The sequence below is a fragment of the Serratia sp. OS31 genome (assembly GCF_014164835.1).
In the GTDB taxonomy this organism is placed as follows: Bacteria; Pseudomonadota; Gammaproteobacteria; order Enterobacterales; family Enterobacteriaceae; genus Serratia; species Serratia liquefaciens_A.
The window spans coordinates 33,541-52,310 of the sequence record NZ_JACJFQ010000008.1 but is presented as its reverse complement, the minus strand read 5'-3'; the positions used below and the strand labels follow the sequence as shown (position 1 = coordinate 52,310).

Sequence of the window (18,770 nt, the reverse complement as noted above, 5' to 3'; positions counted from 1 at the left end):
GCCCTCAGTAGTTCCAGCTCAGGTTAAAGCCCAGGGTGACTGGGCTGGTGCTGAACCCCTCGGGTTTGGAGAAAGGCACGCCGGCGAACAGATCGTAACCGACCTTGAAGGCGTAGCCGCGCAGGCCCACTACGCCACCGGCCAGGTGCTGCCCAACCAGATAGTCGGAACCGTAGCCGCCCACTTCGCCGTAGTCGGCACCGAGATACAACTCTTGCCCCTGCAACGGCGTGCGCCAGGCCAGATCGTTACGGACGAACCAGCCGTGATTGGCGTTCAGGGTGCGCTCGCCGTCAAAGCCGCGCACCGTCCAACGGTTGCCGATAGCGAACTGATCCTGCGGCGTCAGCGGCGTATCGCTGATCTGACGCTGGTATTGCACGTTGTAGCGGAAGTTCTGGCTGAACAGGCTGAATGGCACGTCGAGCTGGGCGTTAAGCTGCACAATTTTGCTGAGCGCCGTCGCCTCGCCAAAGGTCTCTTCCGGCGCAGGCAATGCGCCGAACCAACGGGTACCGCGCTGATAGCTGACACCCGCGTCCAGCGTGGCTTGTTGAATGTAATGGCGGTGCTGCAGCCCCAGGCGCCAGCCCGAGGTGCGTCGGCGCTGCACTTCCACTTCGGTATCGTTGATGTAGTTGCTGGACTCGCGCGCCAGCACGTCATAGGTCAGCGTGGTTTTCTGGCTGCCGTTACGGTGCAGTACGCGGCTGAGTTGGAAATCCAGGTTCTTGCTCTTGCCGCTGTAGCGGTAATCCTGATTCTGGCCGGCAATGGTCTGGTGGTAGTCATAGCTGTTGGCGGTGACCCCGGCCATCCAGTAACCGAACGGCACCGAATAGTGCCCGGTGATGTTCTTCGATCCCTTGCCGCCCTGGTTTTGCAGATCGCTAGAGCCGGAGATATAAAACAGATCGCTGAGCGAAAACGGGTTATCCAGCGACAGCGTCAAGCCGCCCTGATAACGCCCGGTACTCTTGGTGCCGGAATCATCCAGCGAGGCGCCAATACGCCACATGCGTTCCTGCTTCCAGCTCAGGGCAATGTCGCTTTCGCCGGGCTGTTCGCCGGGGATGATTTCCATATTGGCCTGCACCGTCGGCAAGCGCTGCAGGTTTTCCAGCCCCTGTTCAATATCACGCAGATCCAGCAGGTTGCCCGCATGGGCCGGGAAGCTGCTGTAAGGCTGAATGTAATGGCCGCTGTCCGTCGTCAGTTTCACCTGACGCACGTAGCCTGGCACCACCACCAATCGCAGTTGGCCGCTTTTCAGATCCTGCGTCGGCGCCAATACGCGGGTGGTGATATAGCCGTGATCCACCAGCCGGTTTTGCAGGGTGCTCATCAGCAGGTTAATGCCCTGCCCGCCCAGGCAACGGCCCTGCGCCTGGTTGGCGATGCGCTGCAACGGCAGCCAATGGGGGAGCTTGTCCTGGCCGCTCAACACGACCTGATCGATAGGGAAACAAGGTTTTTCTGCTGGGAAAGCAATGCGACCAAAGCTGGACGAAGGTGGCGACAGGCGCACATCAGGCGTCGGGGGGGTCAGCTGTTGCTCCAGCGCCTTTTGCCGCTGCTGCTGTATGATCAGCTGTTCGCTGTTTGATGTTGCCGCCAGCAGCGGTTGGCTGAATATAAATAGCGGCAAGACAACGGAGCCAAATGGAATACAGCCCTTGCGCACAGCAAGGCTGAGCGAAGAGTAGGCGGAGTGGCGCATTACTTTTTCCCTGTCGAAAGACAAATAAAAGATAAGAATTGTAAACAAACGCAAACATTATGCGCACGAATAGCTCACGATCAACTTAATTTTGGTCGGTAATGGGCGCTGGGTAACAAAATGCTTAATAAGAATGATCTGCGACGCTAATGCCACCGCTGTAACATCAAGTCAAAAACAACACTCAACAAATTGTTTTTAATCATTATATTTATTATTTTATTTTGATTGCCATTCATATTCATGAATAATTGCATCTAAACAATGCAATTATTCATCACCGAGTGATTAATGCCAAACAGGCCATAGTCTTTAGGAAACTTCCTATTTCCAATACGGTTGAGCGCTTTATTAGTTCTCGCCAGAAATCAAATTCGCGATTAATTGCCATGCTGATTTTTAATTATATTTGTCAATGCGTTACTTATTCACAATCGATATAACTTATTCCGCCATCAGGTCATAGCCACCTCGCAGCCTGCTGCCCTTTCGCGTTGCGCGACAGATTCTTTCATTGCAATGCTAAACCGGTTCTTCTATTTTAGCTCGCCATCTGACATGGGTGAAAACAGGGGTAGAACATGGTTAATCGCGTATGGGTTCTGGGTGACGCAGTCGTCGACCTGGTTCCAGAAAATTCAAAAAGTTACCTAAAGTGTCCCGGTGGTGCGCCCGCCAATGTGGCGGTCGGCATTGCCCGCTTGGGCGGCGACAGCGCCTTTATCGGCCGGGTCGGCCAGGACAGTTTCGGTCTCTTTCTGCAGCAGGTGCTCAGCGAAGAGCAGGTGGACATTCGCCATATGTTGCTGGACGCCGATCACCACACCTCCACCGTGGTGGTGGATCTGGATTTGTCGGGCGAACGCTCCTTCACCTTTATGGTCAACCCCAGCGCCGATCTGTTCCTGCAGCCTGGCGATCTGCCTGATTTCATAGCCGATGAGTGGCTGCACGTCTGCTCTATCGCCCTGTCGCAAGAGCCCAGCCGCAGCACCACGTTCACCGCCATGGAGAACATCAAGGCGGCCGGCGGTTGGGTCAGCTTCGACCCGAACATTCGTGAAGAAGTCTGGCGTCAACCGGATGCGCTGCGCACCTGCCTGCAAAAAGCCCTGCTGCTGGCGGACGTGGTGAAAATATCGCGGGAGGAGCTGAGTTTTATCAGCAATATCGGTGAGTTAGAGAGCGCCATTGACTGGATGATGCAACGCTACCCGCTGCGTTTGTTGCTGGTGACGCTGGGCGGCGACGGCGTATGCGTGCATGACGGCAAGCAGATCCGGCATTTTCGTGCCCCTGCGATCACCCCGATCGACACCACCGGCGCAGGTGACGCTTTTGTCGCAGGCCTGTTGGCGGCGCTGGCGCAGATCGGCGCCTTGCCGCAGGAGGAACAATGGCCGGCGGTGATCGCTCAGGCCCAGGCCTGTGGCGCATTGGCGACCACCGCCAAGGGTGCAATGACCGCCCTGCCGCACGCTGACGAACTGCGGGCTTTCCTCCGCCGCTGAGCCGTTCTCAGCCCATCGGGCCCCGAAAAACTCGAGCTTAAGCGGGCGAAATTGGGGCCGACTTCACTGTTTGTTGCTCAGGCACAATTTGCGGACTCGATCACAATAGCTGAATCGGGTTAGCAAACTTGATTGCCAGTCGCTCTTCAACTCACTATCTTTCATCCTGAAAAACCGGTTTAGCAATTTAGCAAAAAATAATAACAACCTTCCCGGATGATAGAAAATCATGAAAAAACTTAGCTATCTGGCCATCACTACAGGACTTTTCATCTCTACCTCTGCGGCGGCAACAGGCGCCAACGACAGTATCGAAGCGCGTCTGAATGCGCTGGAACAGCGGCTGCAGCAGGCCGAACAACGGGCGAGCCAGGCAGAAACGCGCGCCACGACGGCGGAGCGCAAGGCCCAGCAGTTGGAACAACGCACCGCCAACACCGAGCGGCAAACCGTTCAGGTGGCGCAGCGCACTGCAACGCTGGAAACTCAGGCCGCGCCGGCCGCCAACCTGAAGCTCACCGGTTTAACCGATCTCAAGCTGTACGGTGACGTCGAGTTCAACCTGGACGGCGCCAGCCGCAGCGGCCAGTTGACGTCGTTGAAAGGCAGCGACAACAAGGACTGGAAGCCCGGCAACAAAGAAAAGTGGGATATCAACGGTCGCATACTGGTCGGCGTGGACGGTTATCGCCGCAACCCAGACGGCAATTTCTCCGGTTTCAGCGTGCAACCGCTGGCGGACATGACCGGCAAGATGAACCTCGACGACGCCGCCTTCTTCTTCGGCAACGAAAAGAACTGGCAAACCAAGATTGGTCGCTTTGAAGCCTATGACATGTTCCCGCTCAATCAGGACACCTTCATCCAGTATTCCGGCAATACCGCCAACGATCTGTACGCCGATGGCTTCGGTTATATCTACATGATGAAAGAAGGCCGCGGTCGTAGCAGCAGCGGCGGTAACCTGATGTTGAGCAAGTACGCCGGCGACTTCTACTTCGAACTGAATACGCTGGTCGAAGACGGTACTTCGCTGTTCCAGGACGACGCCTATCACGGCAACAGTCTGGATAACAAAAAGAATGTCGCCTATCTGCGGCCGGTGATCGCCTGGAAAAAAGATCGGCTCAGCGCGGCGGTGGCGATGGAAAGCAACGTGGTCAACAACGCCTATGGCTACCGTGACAGTCAGGGGCAATTCGTCGACCAGTCCAAACGCAACGGCTATGGCATGACCCTCAGTTGGAACAACACCGCCACCCATCCGGACAACGGCGTGGTCGCCAACCTGAGCACCGCCTATCTTGACGCCGCCGGCGAGCAGGACTTTACCGCCGGGATCAACGTGCTGTGGCGTCGCTTTGAAGTGGGTTATATCTATGCTCACAACAACATCAAAGAGTTCAACACGGCCGGAATGACGGCCGATATCAGCAACCCGCTCAGCGAACCGGGCAAGTATGACATCCACACAATCCATACTTCGTATCAGATACCTAACATCATGAATATGAAGAATTTCAATTTGTACCTCGGCGCCTACGTCTCGATGTTGGAGGCCAATGCCGAGAACAAGATAGCTAACGCCAATAACGATCAGCGCTACGGTGTACGTGCCAGATTCAAGTACTTCTTCTGACGCTGATGAACTGATTTCCGCCGCGAAAATCCGCGGCGGCATTTTTATTTATGAAGGGAGTGAACATGGACATAACCGCAACCGCCAACGCGCTACTGCCGCTGCTCGGCGGCAAAGAAAATATCGCCAGCGCCGCCCACTGCGCCACGCGCCTGCGTCTGGTGCTGGTGGATGACAGCAAGGTAGACAAAGTGGCGATCGGCAAGCTGGACGGGGTGAAAGGCTGCTTTAGCAACGCCGGGCAGATCCAGGTGATTTTCGGTACCGGACTGGTCAACAAGGTGCACGCGGAATTTATCAAAGCGGCCGGCGTCAGCGAATCCAGCAAATCGGAAGCCGCCGACATAGCCGCTAAAAAACTTAATCCGCTGCAACGCATCGCCCGCCTGCTGTCGAACATCTTCGTGCCGATCATTCCGGCCATCGTCGCCTCCGGCCTGCTGATGGGCCTGCTCGGTATGGTGAAAACCTACGGCTGGGCCGATGCCAACAGCGCCCTGTTCGTGATGCTGGACATGTTCAGTTCGGCGGCGTTCATCATTTTACCGATCCTGATCGGTTTCACCGCGGCGCGCGAGTTCGGCGGTAACCCCTATCTGGGCGCCACGCTCGGCGGCATTCTGACTCACCCGGCGCTGACCAACGCCTGGGGCGTCGCCAGCGGTTTCCACACCATGGATTTCTTCGGGCTGGAAATCGCCATGATCGGCTATCAGGGCACGGTATTCCCGGTGCTGCTGACGGTGTGGTTTATGAGCGTACTGGAAAAACAGCTGCGTAAAGTGATCCCCAACGCGCTGGATTTGATCCTGACGCCGTTCCTGACGGTGGTGATCTCCGGCTTCGTCGCCATGCTGTTTATCGGGCCCGCCGGGCGTGCGCTGGGTGACGGCATCTCCTTTGTCCTCAGCACGTTGATTGCCCACGCCGGTTGGTTTGCCGGCTTGCTGTTCGGCGGCCTCTATTCCGCTATCGTGATCACCGGCATTCACCACAGCTTCCATGCCGTCGAAGCCGGGTTGTTAGGGAATCCGAATATCGGCGTTAACTTCCTGCTGCCGATCTGGTCAATGGCCAACATCGCCCAGGGTGGTGCCTGTCTGGCGGTGTATTTCAAAACCCGTGACGCAAAAATCAAAGCCATTGCGGTACCTTCCGCCTTTTCCGCCATGCTTGGCATTACCGAAGCGGCGCTGTTCGGCATCAACCTGCGCTTTGTGAAGCCGTTTTTGGCAGCGTTGGCAGGCGGTGCGCTCGGTGGAGCCTGGGTCGTGGCCAATCATGTCGGCATGAACGCCGTCGGGCTCACGGCCATTCCGGGAATGGCGATTGTGCAGGCCAGTTCGCTGGTGAGTTATATCATTGGTCTGGTGATCGCCTTTGGCAGCGCCTTTACCCTCTCGTTGTTGCTGAAATACAAAACGGACAGTGAATAATGGAAGAACTGAAGCTGATGAAACAGGCCGTACAGGCGATCATGAGCGGCATGCCCAAGGCGCTGCGCGATCCGCACCGACCGGCGTGGCACCTGGCCCCCAGCGTCGGGCTGCTCAACGATCCCAACGGTTTTATCCAGCATAACGGGGTTTACCACCTGTTCTATCAGTGGAACCCGCTGGGCTGCGATCACCGCAACAAATGCTGGGGCCACTGGCAGTCGACGGACCTGGTCCACTGGCAGCACCAGCCGGTGGCGCTGGTGCCGGGGGCCTGCTACGACAGCCATGGCTGTTACTCCGGCTCGGCGGTAGTGGCGGACGGCAAAATCATGCTGGCGTATACCGGCAACGTAAAATATCCCGACGGCTCGCGTACCGCCTATCAATGTCTGGCACAGGAGAATGCACAAGGCGGCTATGACAAGCTTGGGCCAGTGTTGCCGCTGCCGCCGGGTTACAGCGGCCACGTGCGCGATCCGAAGGTCTGGCGCCATCAGGACAACTGGTACATGGTGCTCGGCGCCCGTGACCTGCAGGATCGTGGTAAGGTTTTGCTGCTGCGCTCCGCTGAACTGCGCAATTGGCAGCTGTTGGGTGAAATCGCAGGTTCACAGCTGAACGGCATGGGCGACTTCGGCTATATGTGGGAATGCCCGGATCTGTTTACGCTGGACGGTGCCGAGGTGCTGATCTGCTGTCCGCAAGGGCTGGCGGCGGAAGCCGAACGCTATCTCAATGTTTACCAGGCGGGCTATTTCACCGGCAGGCTGGATTATCGACAGGCCACTTTCGACCATCAGGACTTCCACGAGCTGGATGCCGGGTTTGAATTCTACGCGCCGCAGACCACCCTGACCGAAGATGGCCGTCGGTTGCTGGTTGGCTGGATGGGCGTGCCGGAGCAAGACGAGGATTGCCACCCGACTCTGCAGTATGGCTGGATCCATATTCTGACCTGCCCACGGGAGCTGTCGTTGCATAACGGCAAACTCTGCCAACGTCCGGCACGTGAACTGCAACAGCTACGGGGCGAAAGCCGCCAATGGCAGGGCACCGCCGACGATGCGCCCTGCTGGCCTGTCGACAGCGCGGAGCTGCTGCTGGTGCCAAACGGCGCGTTCAACGCCGACTTTGGCGGGGCGATGACCCTGAGTTGGGATGGCACCGTGCTGCAGCTGACGCGCAACAACCTGCGCAGCGGGCAGCAGGAACACCGTTACTGGCGCGGTGAGCTGACTCAGCTGCAGATACTGTTCGACCGTTCGAGCGTGGAGATTTTTATCAATCACGGCGAAGCGACCATGAGTTCGCGCTACTTCCCCGCCCCACACCCCTTGCTGCGCCTGCGCGGTAAAGCGCAGCTGGCGCTCGAGCACTGGTCGCTGACGCCATGCATGCTAGAATGACGCATCCTTCGATGAATTCAGATGCCGTCAGTGAAAAAAAATAAACGCATAACCATCAGTGATATTGCCGCACTGGCCGGCGTGTCGAAATCGACCGCCAGCCTGGTGCTTAATGGACGCAGCAAGGAGTATCGGGTGTCCGACGATACCCGCGATCGCATCCTGGCGCTGGCCGGCGAGCACCATTACCAGCCCAGTTTCCATGCCCGTTCGCTGCGTTCCTCCCGCAGCCATACCCTGGGGCTGGTGGTGCCGGAAATGACCAACTACGGTTTTGCGGTGATTTCACGCGAGCTGGAAACGCTGTGCCGCGAGGCCGGTCTGCAATTGCTGATCGCCTGTACCGACGAAAACCCGGCGCAGGAAATGATGGCGGTGAACAGCCTGGTGCAACGTCAGGTCGATGGTCTGATTGTCGCCTCCAGCCAGCTCAACGATGCGGAATACCAAAAGATTAACGCCAGCCTGCCGGTAGTGCAGATGGACCGGCTGATAACCGGCTCCGAGTTGCCGCTGGTGATCACCGACTCGCTGAGCTCGACCGCTACGCTGGTGGAGAACGTCGCACGCCAGCATCCTGACGAGTTCTATTTCCTTGGCGGGCAACCGCGAATCTCGCCAACCCGCGATCGCCTGGCCGGTTTTCAGCTCGGCCTTGAGCGCGCCGGCGTGGTGTGTAAACCGGAATGGATCATCAACGGCAATTATCACCCCAGCTCCGGCTACGAGATGTTCGCCCAACTCTGCGCGCAGCTGGGCCGTCCGCCCAAGGCGCTCTTTACCGCCGCCTGCGGCCTGCTGGAAGGGGTATTGCGCTACCTGAATCAACACCAGTTGATGGAGAGCGATCTGCATTTGTGCAGCTTCGACGATCACTACCTGTTCGATGGCCTGACGCTGAAAATCGACACCGTGGCACAAGACTGTCGCGCCCTGGCCCAATACAGTTTCGACATGGTCAGCGCGCTGATTGACGAGCGTCCGTTGGAACAGAACGCGCTTTACCTGCCGGGCAACATCCACTGGCGCCACGCCGGTTCGAAGGCGCTGCTCGGCCAGCCCTGACTTGAGGTTTTTCTTTTCCCGCTTAAGGAGCTCAGCATGAGCCGTGAGATTAACAAAGATACCCAGCTGTGCATGTCACTGGCCGGTCGCCCAGGCAACTTCGGCACCCGTTTCCATAACTATCTGTATCAGGAACTGGATCTGAACTTTATCTACAAGGCGTTCACTACCCAGGATATCCAGGCAGCAGTGGGCGGCGTACGGGCTTTGGGCATCCGTGGCTGCGCGGTTTCCATGCCGTTTAAAGAGAGCTGCATCCCTTTCCTCGATGAGCTGGACGCTTCCGCAACGGCGATTGAATCGGTCAATACCATCGTCAATGACGCCGGTTTTTTGCGGGCCTATAACACGGATTATATCGCCATCGCCAAATTGCTGGCCCAGTACCAAATCCCGACAGAAACCTCCTTTGCCCTGCGCGGCAGCGGCGGTATGGCGAAAGCGGTGACCGCGGCGCTGCGTGACGCCGGTTTCAAAAATGGCCATATCATCGCCCGTAACCCGGAGGCCGGACAGGCTCTGGCCAGTGCATACGGTTATCAGTGGCAGGCGGAAATCGATGAGCTAAAGGTGGATATGGTGATCAACGTAACGCCAATCGGCATGGCGGGCGGCACAGAAGCCGAGCAGTTGGCCTTCTCCCCGGCGACTGTCGATGCGGCGAAAATCGTCTTCGACGTGGTGGCACTGCCTGCGGAAACCCCGCTGGTCCGTTACGGACGTGAGCACGGCAAACAGGTGATTACCGGAGCAGAAGTGATCGCGCTGCAGGCGCTGGAACAGTTTGTCCTCTACACCGGCGTACGTCCTACCGATGAACAGATCGCCCGCGCAGCGGCGCACGCTCGCGGCTAATAAGCGCTAAACAACGCCGGGGCCGCGGTTGATTTGAGCGGCCCTGACGACCTAGCGATGAGCCAACAGACGCAAAATATTTCTCGCCCCGTGGAGTACTCGCTCGATCCTGACATTACGTTGTATCGCTGTGAAAACGATAAGGTATTTTCCGTAGGCGCTGATCCTGACGTCCCGGCCAAGTTCAGGACGCTTTTGGTAGGCTTCCGGCGACTCGCCGATACGCTGGCATTGGTTATACAGTTCAGAAATAAAACTCAGCGCCCGGGCCGGGTTATCCTGTGCAATATGGTCGCTAATACTTTCAATGTCATATATCGCTGCTGGCGATATTGTTAGCCCCATCAGTCACTTCCGTTATCCACCATCCGTTGGTATTTAGCCCTCAAGCGCGCAAACGCCTCTTCCGCCGGGACTCCCTCACCACTTTCAACTCCCTGTACAATGGCCACTTGCAACTCTTCAATTTTCATCGCGCGCTCATGTTCTTCAAGCAGGCGCAGCCCTGCCCGTATCACTTCGCTGACGTTGCCGTAACGTCCGCTGTCAATTTGCTCATGAACGAACTTTTCAAAATGAGGGCTTAAAGCAATGCTGGTTGGCATAGCCGACTCCGGAAAGTAGTGTTAATTACTATCTATTAGTATTTTCATTTGTCGGCAATGCGTCAAGCCCCGGTACAAAATTCAATCAATAAAAAAGGGCGCCTGAGCGCCCTTCTAATCCTGGGTGATAACAGCCCGCTACTTGGCGGTGCCTTCCATCCCCACCAGCCCCACTTTCAGGTAACCGGCCTTACGCAGCGTATCCATTACGCTCATCAGCGTTTCGTAGTCCACGCTCTTATCCGCCTGGAAGAAGATGGTGGTCTCTTTATTCGCCTGCGTCCGTTGATCCAGCACCGACGTCAGTTGATCTGCACTGACCGCCTGCTCGCCAACATAAAGCTGTTTGTCCGCTTTCACCGACAGGAACACCGGCTTTTCCGGACGCGGCTGAGGTTTGGCGGAGGACGCCGGGAGATCGACACGGATATCTACCGTTGCCAGCGGCGCGGCCACCATAAAGATGATCAACAGCACCAGCATGACGTCGATAAACGGCGTCACGTTGATTTCATGCAGTTCGCCGCTGTCGTCCAGATCTTCATTTAAGCGCATCGCCATAACTCACCCCACCCGCAGTTGGTGTGAATGCTGTGAGCGTTTGGCTTCCGTCGTGGCGGCCAGATCCAAATCACGGCCCAGCAACAGCAGAACCTGTGCCGCTACGTCGCCAACCTGAGCGCGGTGACCACTGATCACACGGGCAAAGATGTTATAAATCACCACCGCCGGGATCGCGGCGACCAGGCCCAGCGCGGTAGCCAGCAGCGCTTCTGCGATGCCGGGCGCAACCACGGCCAGGTTGGTGGTTTGTGAGTGGGCGATGCCGATAAAGCTGTTCATGATGCCCCAAACGGTACCGAACAGACCGACAAACGGCGAAATGGCACCGATGGTCGCCAGGAAGCCATTGCCGCGCCCCATGTTACGGCTGTAGCCCGCTACGCGACGCTCCAGACGGAAACCGGTACGTTCCTTGATGCCGTTGTTGTCGTTGGACGCCGCCGACAGCTCCAGCTCGTTTTGCGCATCGTTGAGCAACACGGCGCTGATGCTCTCGTCCGAGAAGCTCTGCGCCAGTTCGGACGCTTCGTCCAGCGAGCGTACGTTGGCCAACGCCAGCTGTTCGCGGCGCAGACGGCGCTTGGCGCGGAACAGTTCGCTGCCTTTGGAGAACAGGATGGTCCAGGTGACGATAGACGCCAGCACCAGGCCAATCATCACGATTTTCACCACGATGTCCGCATGCTGGTACATACCCCAGACGGACAGGTCCATACCGCGGGTTTCCGGCGGCTGGATGGTCGGTTGCGGGTTCACCGGAGTGAGAGTTTCAGGCGCTGCCGCGGCAGGCGCGGTGGCAGCCGGAGCCACGCTTTCGGTAACGGCCGGATTAGCCGCTGGTGCCGCATGAGCACTGCCGGCCAGACCTACCACCAATACCATTGAAGCTAACAGACCACGGCCGAACGCCTGGCCCCATTGCGCCCGGCCCTGACCGAACGATCCTTGATTTAAATTCTTGCCAGCCGTTTTCACGCTGTGCCTCCACCCGTTACCGATCAAAATTGAGGAATAATTCAGCGTGCGATCATATCAAACCAATCAGGGATTGATAGTAGTTCTCATTATTATTTACCAAATAATCGGGAAAATTGCCCCTGCGGCGCACTAAAGGCCTTCTCACTAACCCATTCGCCGCCTGTTCGGGCCTATATGCACCCTTTATAGGGCTATTTCGTCACTTTTACCGCACAGGGCTGCAACAAAGACGGGGGATTTGTCGCATTTTACTGTTACATCCCGGACTCACCGATAAACCCGCTTGGTTATCGCCGTCAGGCAGAAGGATGAGATGCGAGGGCACGATTGAGCAGAAGATTATAGCCGTTTCTACATTTGGATGTTAAAACGTCTGGATGGCTATAAGGCGTCATGCTAACGTAAGGGCTATCGCAAATGACCCGTGAAGATCAAGCAAAGGTGAGCCCGCTCCTATGACGTCTAAAAACATCGAAACTACCCTGATTGGCGCCGGGCGCAGCAAGCGCTATACCCAGGGCTCCGTCAACCCCGTCACCCAACGCGCTTCTTCATTGGTATTTGACTCCGTGGCGGCCAAAAAAGAGGCCACCGCCAAACGTGCTCATGGCGAGCTGTTTTACGGCCGACGCGGCACCCTGACCCACTTCGCGTTGCAGGATGCGATGGTCGAACTGGAGGGCGGCGCAGGCTGCGTGCTCTACCCTTGCGGCGCGGCGGCGGTTTCCAACGCCATTCTGTCCTTTGTCGGCGCGGGCGACCACCTGCTGATGACCGGTTCCGTCTATGAGCCGACGCAGGACTTTTGTACCCATATTCTTAGCCGCATGAATGTGGAAACCACCTATTTCGATCCGCTGATCGGCGCCGATATCGCCGGGCTGATTCAGCCCAATACCCGCGTGGTGTTCCTCGAATCCCCCGGTTCGATCACCATGGAGATCCAGGATATTCCGGCAATGGTGCAGGCGATTCGCGCCGTGGCGCCTGAAGTGGTGATCATGATCGATAACACCTGGGCGGCCGGGGTGCTGTTCAAGGCGCTGGATTTTGATATCGACATTTCGATTCAGGCCGGCACCAAATACATTATTGGCCATTCCGATTACATGCTCGGCACCGCCGTGGCTAACGAGCGCTGTTGGGACCAACTGCGTGAATACTCCTATTTGATGGGCCAAATGGTGGACGCCGATACCGCTTATATGGCCAGCCGCGGTTTGCGCACCCTGGGCGTACGCCTGAAGCAGCACCAGCAGAGCAGCATCGAAGTCGCCCATTGGCTGGCCCAGCGATCCGAGGTGGCGGTGGTCAATCACCCGGCGCTGCCCGGTTGCAAGGGTCACGAGTTTTACCTGCGCGATTTCAGCGGCTGCAACGGCCTGTTTTCTTTCGTGCTGAAACAGCGCCTGAGCGACGTGCAGTTAGCCGAGTATCTGGATAACTTCAGCCACTTCAGCATGGCCTATTCCTGGGGCGGCTTTGAATCCCTGATCCTGGCTAACCAGCCGGAGGAACTGGAAGCCATTCGCCCAGCGGGCGGCGTCGACTTCTCCGGCACCCTGGTGCGTCTGCATATCGGCCTGGAGAACGTGCAGGATCTGATTGCCGATCTCGCCGCCGGGTTCGACCGCATCGCCAATACGCGTTAACAGAACGCCTGTTTGCATCGGCAACTTTATTCGCCTTGTTTAATGTGTGCTTAAGCTATTAGCGTTACACTAGGCGGGTAACTGTCAGATACGGCCAACACTGTGCCCTGGATACCCTGAAGCCAGGCGCAACCGGTATGCAACAGGATAAATAATGGATGTATTACGAGAGATTGTTCATGCGCTTTGGCAGCAGGACTTCATTGCCCTTGCCAATCCCAGCGTAATTTGGGTGGTTTATGCAGTACTTTTCACCACTCTTTTTTTAGAAAACGGACTACTGCCAGCTTCCTTCTTACCCGGCGACAGCCTGCTGCTGTTATCCGGCGCGCTGATCGCCAAGGGCGTGATGGCCTTTGTACCGACGCTGATCATTTTGACCGTTGCCGCCAGCCTGGGCTGCTGGCTGAGCTACCTGCAGGGCCGCTGGTTGGGCCATACCAATCTGGTCAAAGGTTGGCTGCTGCAACTGCCCGCTCAGTATCACCAACGTGCACACAACCTGTTTAACCGCCATGGCCTGACGGCGCTGGTCATCGGCCGTTTCCTGGGTTTCGTTCGTACTCTTTTGCCCACCATGGCCGGTATCTCTGGTCTGAACAGCACCCGTTTTCAGTTCTTTAACTGGCTGAGTGCGGTGATTTGGGTGGGCGCGGTGGTCGGCCTCGGCTACGCTTTCAGCCAGATCCCTTTGGTGAAACGCTATGAGAGCCAGGTGATGACCGGGCTGATGATCCTGCCGTTGGTGCTACTGCTGGTTGGCCTGCTGGGCGGCATGTTGGTTATCTGGCGAAAAAAACGCGCCGCTTCTTCCTGATGCCCAGACGGGCGGCCATCGCCGCCCTTAAAGCGCTTTTTCAACCAACGCCAGGCTGGGAGGCAGCTTGCTCACCAGCGTATCCACCGCCAATCGAACCTTCAGTGGCAAATGCGGCGTTTGCGGCCAAACCGCGTGAACTTCGAATGACATGCCGGGCCGATCGCACATCAGCCTGACCAATTCCCCTTTCAACAACGATTCGCGCACCAGCCAGCAAGGTAGCCAGGCTATGCCAAACCCTTCGACCGTGGCGTCCGCAATCGCCTGCAAGTCATCCATCTGCAACCCTTTCTTCGGTATCACCTCCTGCTCTTTTCCGCAGGCATCCAGAAGTGTCCAGGTGCGAACCACGCCGGCGCGCATATAGGTCACCGCATCATGTTGCGCCAGTTGTTCGAGGTTTTTGGGTTCGCCACTGCGCAACAGGTATTCCGGAGCCGCGCACAACGCCATGCGGTGGTCGCCAACGCGCCGTGCCACCAACCCACTGCTACTGACCAGCGTACCGTTGCGGATCGCCAGGTCAAAACCGTCCTCAATCAAATCCACCACGCGGTCGTTGAATGACAGCTCCAGCGCCAACCCAGGATGCTCACGCGCCATACTGGTCAACAGCGGCGCAATGCACATGCGGCCAAACAGCACCGGCATCGACACCCTCAGCCTGCCGCTGACCTGCTGCTTCCCCGACTCCAGCAGCATTTCTGCGGTACGTATCTCTTCCAGTGCCCGCAGACAACGATCGTAAAACAGCGCACCGTCGTCGGTCAGGCTCAGGCTGCGGGTCGTGCGATGAAACAAGCGAACGGCCAAACGTTGCTCCAGGCGGGCAATGGTTTTCCCCACCGCCGAACGCGAAAGGTGTAGCCGGCTGGCTGCCAGCGCAAAACTGCCTGCCTCCACCGCGGTGACAAATACCGAAATGCCGTTCAAGCTATCGCTCATAATTTGTAGCCCTGAAAGAAACAATCAAAAGAAATTTTATCGCCACTGGCGAACCTATATCAACGATATTATCAGCAGGTCTGTTTATCACTGACTCTGGAGTCAATCATGGCCGAAACAATGCAACGCTGGACAATGGACGCCCTGGGGCGCCAACACCTGCAACTGAGTGAAAGCGTCATACCGCAACCGGGACCGCACCAGATCAGAGTGAAAGTGAATGCGGTATCGCTCAATTACCGCGACAAACTGGTCATTGAAACCGGCATGGGACTAGAACTGCCGCAGCCCTTCACGCCAGCCTCCGACATGGCCGGTGAAGTCGACGCCATTGGGCCCGACGTCACCCGTTTTCAACCCGGCGAGAGGGTGATTTCCACCTTTAGCCCTGGCTGGATCGATGGCCGGCAAAAGCCGCATGGCAATGCGCGTATCCCGCCTTACCACACTTTGGGCGGTTTTTATCAGGGCATGCTGACGGAATACGTGGTGCTGCATGAAGACTGGTTGACGGCTGCGCCCACCTCGCTGGACGATGCGCAGGCAAGTACCCTGCCCTGCGCCGGACTGACCGCCTGGTTCGCGCTGGTGGAACAGGGCCAGCTGCACGCCGGAGAATCGGTGCTGGTACAGGGCACTGGCGGCGTGGCGCTGTTCGGGCTTCAAATCGCCAAGATGCTCGGTGCCGAGGTCTATGTTACCTCCGGCAGCGACGAAAAACTGGCGCGAGCCAAAGCCTTGGGTGCCGATCATGGCATTAACCGTCTGACTGCGGACTGGGTAGAAAGGGTGTACCAGTTGACCCAGGATCGCGGCATCGACCACGTGATTGATACCGTGGGTGGCCCTAATCTCGGCAACTCGGTGCGCGCCGTTGCGGTGCACGGGCGTATCTCGGTGATCGGGGCGCTGGAGGGCTTCGAAGTCTCGGCTCCCGCGGGGCCGCTGCTGCTGAAATCGCCGATCATTCAGGGTATTGGTGTCGGCCACCGCCGTGCGCTGGAAGATCTGGTGCGTGCGGTGGACGTCAATGCCCTGCAGCCGGTGATCGACCAGCGCTACCGCTTTGATCAATTGCCGCAGGCGCTCGATCACCTCGATCGCGGAGCCTTCGGTAAAATTGTGCTGACACGCTGAATCACTGCCCGGCGGCGAGATTAGCCCTCTATCAATAAAGGGGGGTTTTCGCGCAGTCGGGCAACTTCGTCACTCGGTGTTACGCCAAAGAAGCGTTTGAATTCGCGGCTGAACTGCGAAGCGCTTTCGTAGCCGACGCGGATTGCGGCGGTACTGGCCTTCAGACCGTCGTGTACCATCAGCAAACGCGCCTTGTGCAAACGATAGGATTTCACATATTGCAGCGGCGAGGTGTTGGTCACCGCCTTGAAGTTATGGTGAAACGCCGAGATGCTCATATTCACTTCCCCCGCCAACTGCTCAACGTTGAGGTTGTCCGCATATTGGTTCTCGATGCGCCGCAGCGCCTTGGCGATTTGGCTGAAGTGGGTATGGCGATTAACCAATTCCTGCAATGAGGCGCCACAGGCTCCGCGCAGTACGTGATAGAGAATTTCACGCACAATCTGCGGTCCCAGCACGCGTGCATCCAGCGGTTTGGCCATCACATCCAGCAGGCGTTCGGTAGCGCACAACAGCTCTTCCGACAGCTCGGCCAGGTTCACCCCGCTGCTTTCTCTGCGCGGCTTCACCAGGTAGTCGTCATCGCCGATGTCGATCAACAGGTCCTGCAGCATTTGGCTGTCGATATTCACCGACAACCCCACCAGCGGCAATTCCGGGCTGGCAAAGGTCTCACACTCAAACGGCAGCGGCACCGTCATCAACAGATAATTGCGCGGATCGTACTGAAAGACCCGGTTACCGCAGTATCCGACCTTATGCCCCTGAAAAATGATCACGATCCCCGGTTCATACATCACCGGCTGGCGCGGGCAATGGCGATCAACATAGAGGATTTTCACCAGCGGTACCGGCGAAGGCGTATAACCGTTGCTCTCGGCAAAGCAGGCCGCCTGGCGCGCCATGCGGCCGCGCAGTTCATCGATTTCGCTCACGGAAACACCCTCTTACATTAAGAATAATTCGGCATAAATAATAGTTTAAAACTCTATTTTTCTACAACGTTTTGTAGGAATAGGCAAGACTCGGGCAGGAATGTGCATTGTGCTGCTGAGCCAAGTTACTGACAATACGCCTCAGATATTTTGCGCCGACGGCGCTGGCCCCATGCAGAAGAGAAATCACCCATGCAAAACTTTATTCTCCATACCCCAACCAAAATCCTGTTCGGCCAAGACCAAATCGCCGGCCTGGCACAGCAGATCCCTGCCGACGCACGCATTCTGATCACATACGGTGGCGGCAGCGTGAAGAAAAACGGCGTACTGGATCAGGTTTATGCCGCACTGGCGGGCCGCAACGTGCAGGAGTTTTCCGGCATTGAGCCTAACCCAACCTACGAAACGCTGATGAAAGCGGTCGAGGTGGTGCGTGCAGAAAATATCGATTTCCTGCTGGCGGTCGGCGGCGGCTCCGTGGTTGATGGCACCAAGTTTATTGCCGCAGCGGCCCACTATCAGGCGGATGCCGATCCTTGGCACATCCTGAAAACCGTGGGCAGTGAAATCAAAGGCGCGGTGCCAATGGGCTGCGTACTGACACTGCCGGCCACCGGCTCTGAGTCCAACAGCGGCGCAGTGATCACCCGCAAAAGCAGCGGCGACAAACAGCACTTCTTCTCGCCACACGTGCAACCGCTGTTCGCGGTGCTGGATCCGGTAGTGACCTACTCCCTGCCGCCGCGCCAAATCGCCAATGGCGTAGTCGACGCCTTTGTCCACACCATCGAGCAGTACCTGACCTACCCGGTCGACGCCAAGGTGCAAGACCGCTTTGCCGAAGGCCTGCTGTTGACGCTGCTGGAAGATGGTCCGCGCGCGCTGTCCGAGCCGGAAAACTATGCGGTGCGCGCTAACGTGATGTGGAGCGCCACCATGGCGCTGAACGGCCTGATCGGCGCCGGCGTGCCGCAGGACTGGGCAACCCATATGCTGGGCCACGAGTTGACCGCCATGCACGGTTTGGATCATGCCCAAACGCTGGCGATTGTTCTGCCCGCGCTGCTGATCGAGAAAAAAGCCCAGAAACGCGAAAAACTGCTGCAGTACGCCGACCGCGTTTGGGGCCTGCGCGACGGCAGTGAAGACAGCCGCATCGACGGTGCCATTGCCGCCACTCGTGCCTTCTTCGAACAGATGGGTGTACCGACCCGCATGGCGGATTACCAGCTCGACGGCAGCTCTATTCCGGCCCTGCTGGATAAGCTGCATCAGCACGGCATGACCGCATTGGGCGAGCACCAGGACATCACTCTGGAAGTCAGCCAGCGCATTTATAACGCGGCGCGTTAATCGCAAAACCGGTATTTCCTGCTAGGCTTTAGTTTCGACTTCTCTCCTGCGCCCGACCGATCATCGGGCGCAGTTCAGCGCGCTTTCTGCGCTGCCGATCGCTTCGCACGACATCATCTGGTTAATCCGAGGGAGAAAAC

The 18,770-nt window shown here is 57.5% G+C and carries 17 protein-coding genes; 10 read left to right on the top strand and 7 right to left on the bottom strand.

Features of this window, described 5'->3' with window-relative positions; translation table 11 throughout:
- Positions 1 to 4 precede the first annotated feature (4 nt).
- Entirely contained in the window at positions 5 to 1,720 is a 1,716-nt protein-coding gene (locus H5P17_RS09285) for a ShlB/FhaC/HecB family hemolysin secretion/activation protein (protein ID WP_182822505.1), read from the bottom strand.
- Positions 1,721 to 2,301: 581 nt separating this feature from the next.
- Between H5P17_RS09285 and H5P17_RS09280 the strand changes: the two genes are divergently transcribed.
- The 6 genes from H5P17_RS09280 (at position 2,302) to H5P17_RS09255 (ending at position 9,635) form a co-directional block, all read left to right on the top strand.
- Complete coding sequence (locus tag H5P17_RS09280; protein ID WP_182822503.1) at positions 2,302 to 3,231, top strand: aminoimidazole riboside kinase; 930 nt, start codon at positions 2,302 to 2,304, stop codon at positions 3,229 to 3,231.
- Between the two features lie 229 nt (positions 3,232 to 3,460).
- A complete protein-coding gene (locus H5P17_RS09275) occupies positions 3,461 to 4,870 on the top strand; it encodes a carbohydrate porin (protein WP_044553468.1) in 1,410 nt (469 codons plus the stop codon).
- A gap of 65 nt (positions 4,871 to 4,935) precedes the next feature.
- On the top strand, positions 4,936 to 6,306 hold the full coding sequence (locus tag H5P17_RS09270) for a sucrose-specific PTS transporter subunit IIBC (RefSeq protein WP_044553469.1): 1,371 nt from the start codon (positions 4,936 to 4,938) through the stop codon (positions 6,304 to 6,306).
- Positions 6,306 to 7,715 carry a sucrose-6-phosphate hydrolase gene (locus H5P17_RS09265; RefSeq protein WP_044553471.1) on the top strand — a complete coding sequence of 470 codons (1,410 nt, stop codon included), beginning with the start codon at positions 6,306 to 6,308 and terminating at the stop codon, positions 7,713 to 7,715. The genes H5P17_RS09270 and H5P17_RS09265 overlap by 1 nt, the downstream gene beginning before the upstream one ends.
- A 21-nt stretch (positions 7,716 to 7,736) precedes the next feature.
- Complete coding sequence (locus H5P17_RS09260; RefSeq protein ID WP_182822502.1) at positions 7,737 to 8,780, top strand: LacI family DNA-binding transcriptional regulator; 1,044 nt, start codon at positions 7,737 to 7,739, stop codon at positions 8,778 to 8,780.
- Between the two features lie 36 nt (positions 8,781 to 8,816).
- Positions 8,817 to 9,635 (top strand): shikimate 5-dehydrogenase, encoded by an 819-nt coding sequence (locus tag H5P17_RS09255; protein ID WP_182822500.1) that lies wholly within the window; start codon positions 8,817 to 8,819, stop codon positions 9,633 to 9,635.
- A 51-nt stretch (positions 9,636 to 9,686) separates the two neighbouring features.
- Here the strand turns inward: H5P17_RS09255 and H5P17_RS09250 are convergent, their stop codons facing one another.
- The 4 genes from H5P17_RS09250 to exbB all read right to left on the bottom strand — a co-directional run bounded on the left by H5P17_RS09250 (position 9,687) and on the right by exbB (position 11,779).
- On the bottom strand, positions 9,687 to 9,980 hold the full coding sequence (locus H5P17_RS09250) for a type II toxin-antitoxin system RelE/ParE family toxin (protein WP_182822499.1): 294 nt from the start codon (positions 9,978 to 9,980) through the stop codon (positions 9,687 to 9,689).
- Positions 9,980 to 10,240, bottom strand: a complete 261-nt coding sequence (locus tag H5P17_RS09245) for a type II toxin-antitoxin system ParD family antitoxin (RefSeq protein ID WP_182822497.1) — start codon at positions 10,238 to 10,240, stop codon at positions 9,980 to 9,982. Before H5P17_RS09245 ends, H5P17_RS09250 begins: the two co-directional genes overlap by 1 nt.
- Before the next feature lie 138 nt (positions 10,241 to 10,378).
- Complete coding sequence (gene exbD, locus H5P17_RS09240; RefSeq protein ID WP_020828649.1) at positions 10,379 to 10,801, bottom strand: TonB system transport protein ExbD; 423 nt, start codon at positions 10,799 to 10,801, stop codon at positions 10,379 to 10,381.
- Between the two features lie 3 nt (positions 10,802 to 10,804).
- Positions 10,805 to 11,779 (bottom strand): tol-pal system-associated acyl-CoA thioesterase, encoded by a 975-nt coding sequence (gene exbB / locus H5P17_RS09235; protein ID WP_182822496.1) that lies wholly within the window; start codon positions 11,777 to 11,779, stop codon positions 10,805 to 10,807.
- Between the two features lie 458 nt (positions 11,780 to 12,237).
- Here exbB and metC point away from each other — a divergent pair, with 458 nt between their 5' ends.
- A complete protein-coding gene (gene metC, locus H5P17_RS09230) occupies positions 12,238 to 13,434 on the top strand; it encodes a cystathionine beta-lyase (protein WP_044553476.1) in 1,197 nt (398 codons plus the stop codon).
- Positions 13,435 to 13,588: 154 nt separating this feature from the next.
- On the top strand, positions 13,589 to 14,251 hold the full coding sequence (locus H5P17_RS09225) for a DedA family protein (RefSeq protein ID WP_044553478.1): 663 nt from the start codon (positions 13,589 to 13,591) through the stop codon (positions 14,249 to 14,251).
- Positions 14,252 to 14,278: 27 nt separating this feature from the next.
- Here the strand turns inward: H5P17_RS09225 and H5P17_RS09220 are convergent, their stop codons facing one another.
- A complete protein-coding gene (locus H5P17_RS09220) occupies positions 14,279 to 15,199 on the bottom strand; it encodes a LysR family transcriptional regulator (protein ID WP_182822494.1) in 921 nt (306 codons plus the stop codon).
- Positions 15,200 to 15,307: 108 nt separating this feature from the next.
- Between H5P17_RS09220 and H5P17_RS09215 the strand changes: the two genes are divergently transcribed.
- Positions 15,308 to 16,336, top strand: coding sequence for an NAD(P)-dependent alcohol dehydrogenase (locus tag H5P17_RS09215; protein ID WP_182822492.1), 1,029 nt, complete (start codon positions 15,308 to 15,310; stop codon positions 16,334 to 16,336).
- A 20-nt stretch (positions 16,337 to 16,356) separates the two neighbouring features.
- Here the strand turns inward: H5P17_RS09215 and H5P17_RS09210 are convergent, their stop codons facing one another.
- Positions 16,357 to 17,244, bottom strand: a complete 888-nt coding sequence (locus H5P17_RS09210) for an AraC family transcriptional regulator (RefSeq protein ID WP_220496761.1) — start codon at positions 17,242 to 17,244, stop codon at positions 16,357 to 16,359.
- Between the two features lie 222 nt (positions 17,245 to 17,466).
- On the opposite strand from H5P17_RS09210, the gene yqhD reads away from it, so the two are divergent.
- Positions 17,467 to 18,630 (top strand): alcohol dehydrogenase, encoded by a 1,164-nt coding sequence (gene yqhD / locus H5P17_RS09205; RefSeq protein WP_020828656.1) that lies wholly within the window; start codon positions 17,467 to 17,469, stop codon positions 18,628 to 18,630.
- Positions 18,631 to 18,770 lie beyond the last annotated feature (140 nt).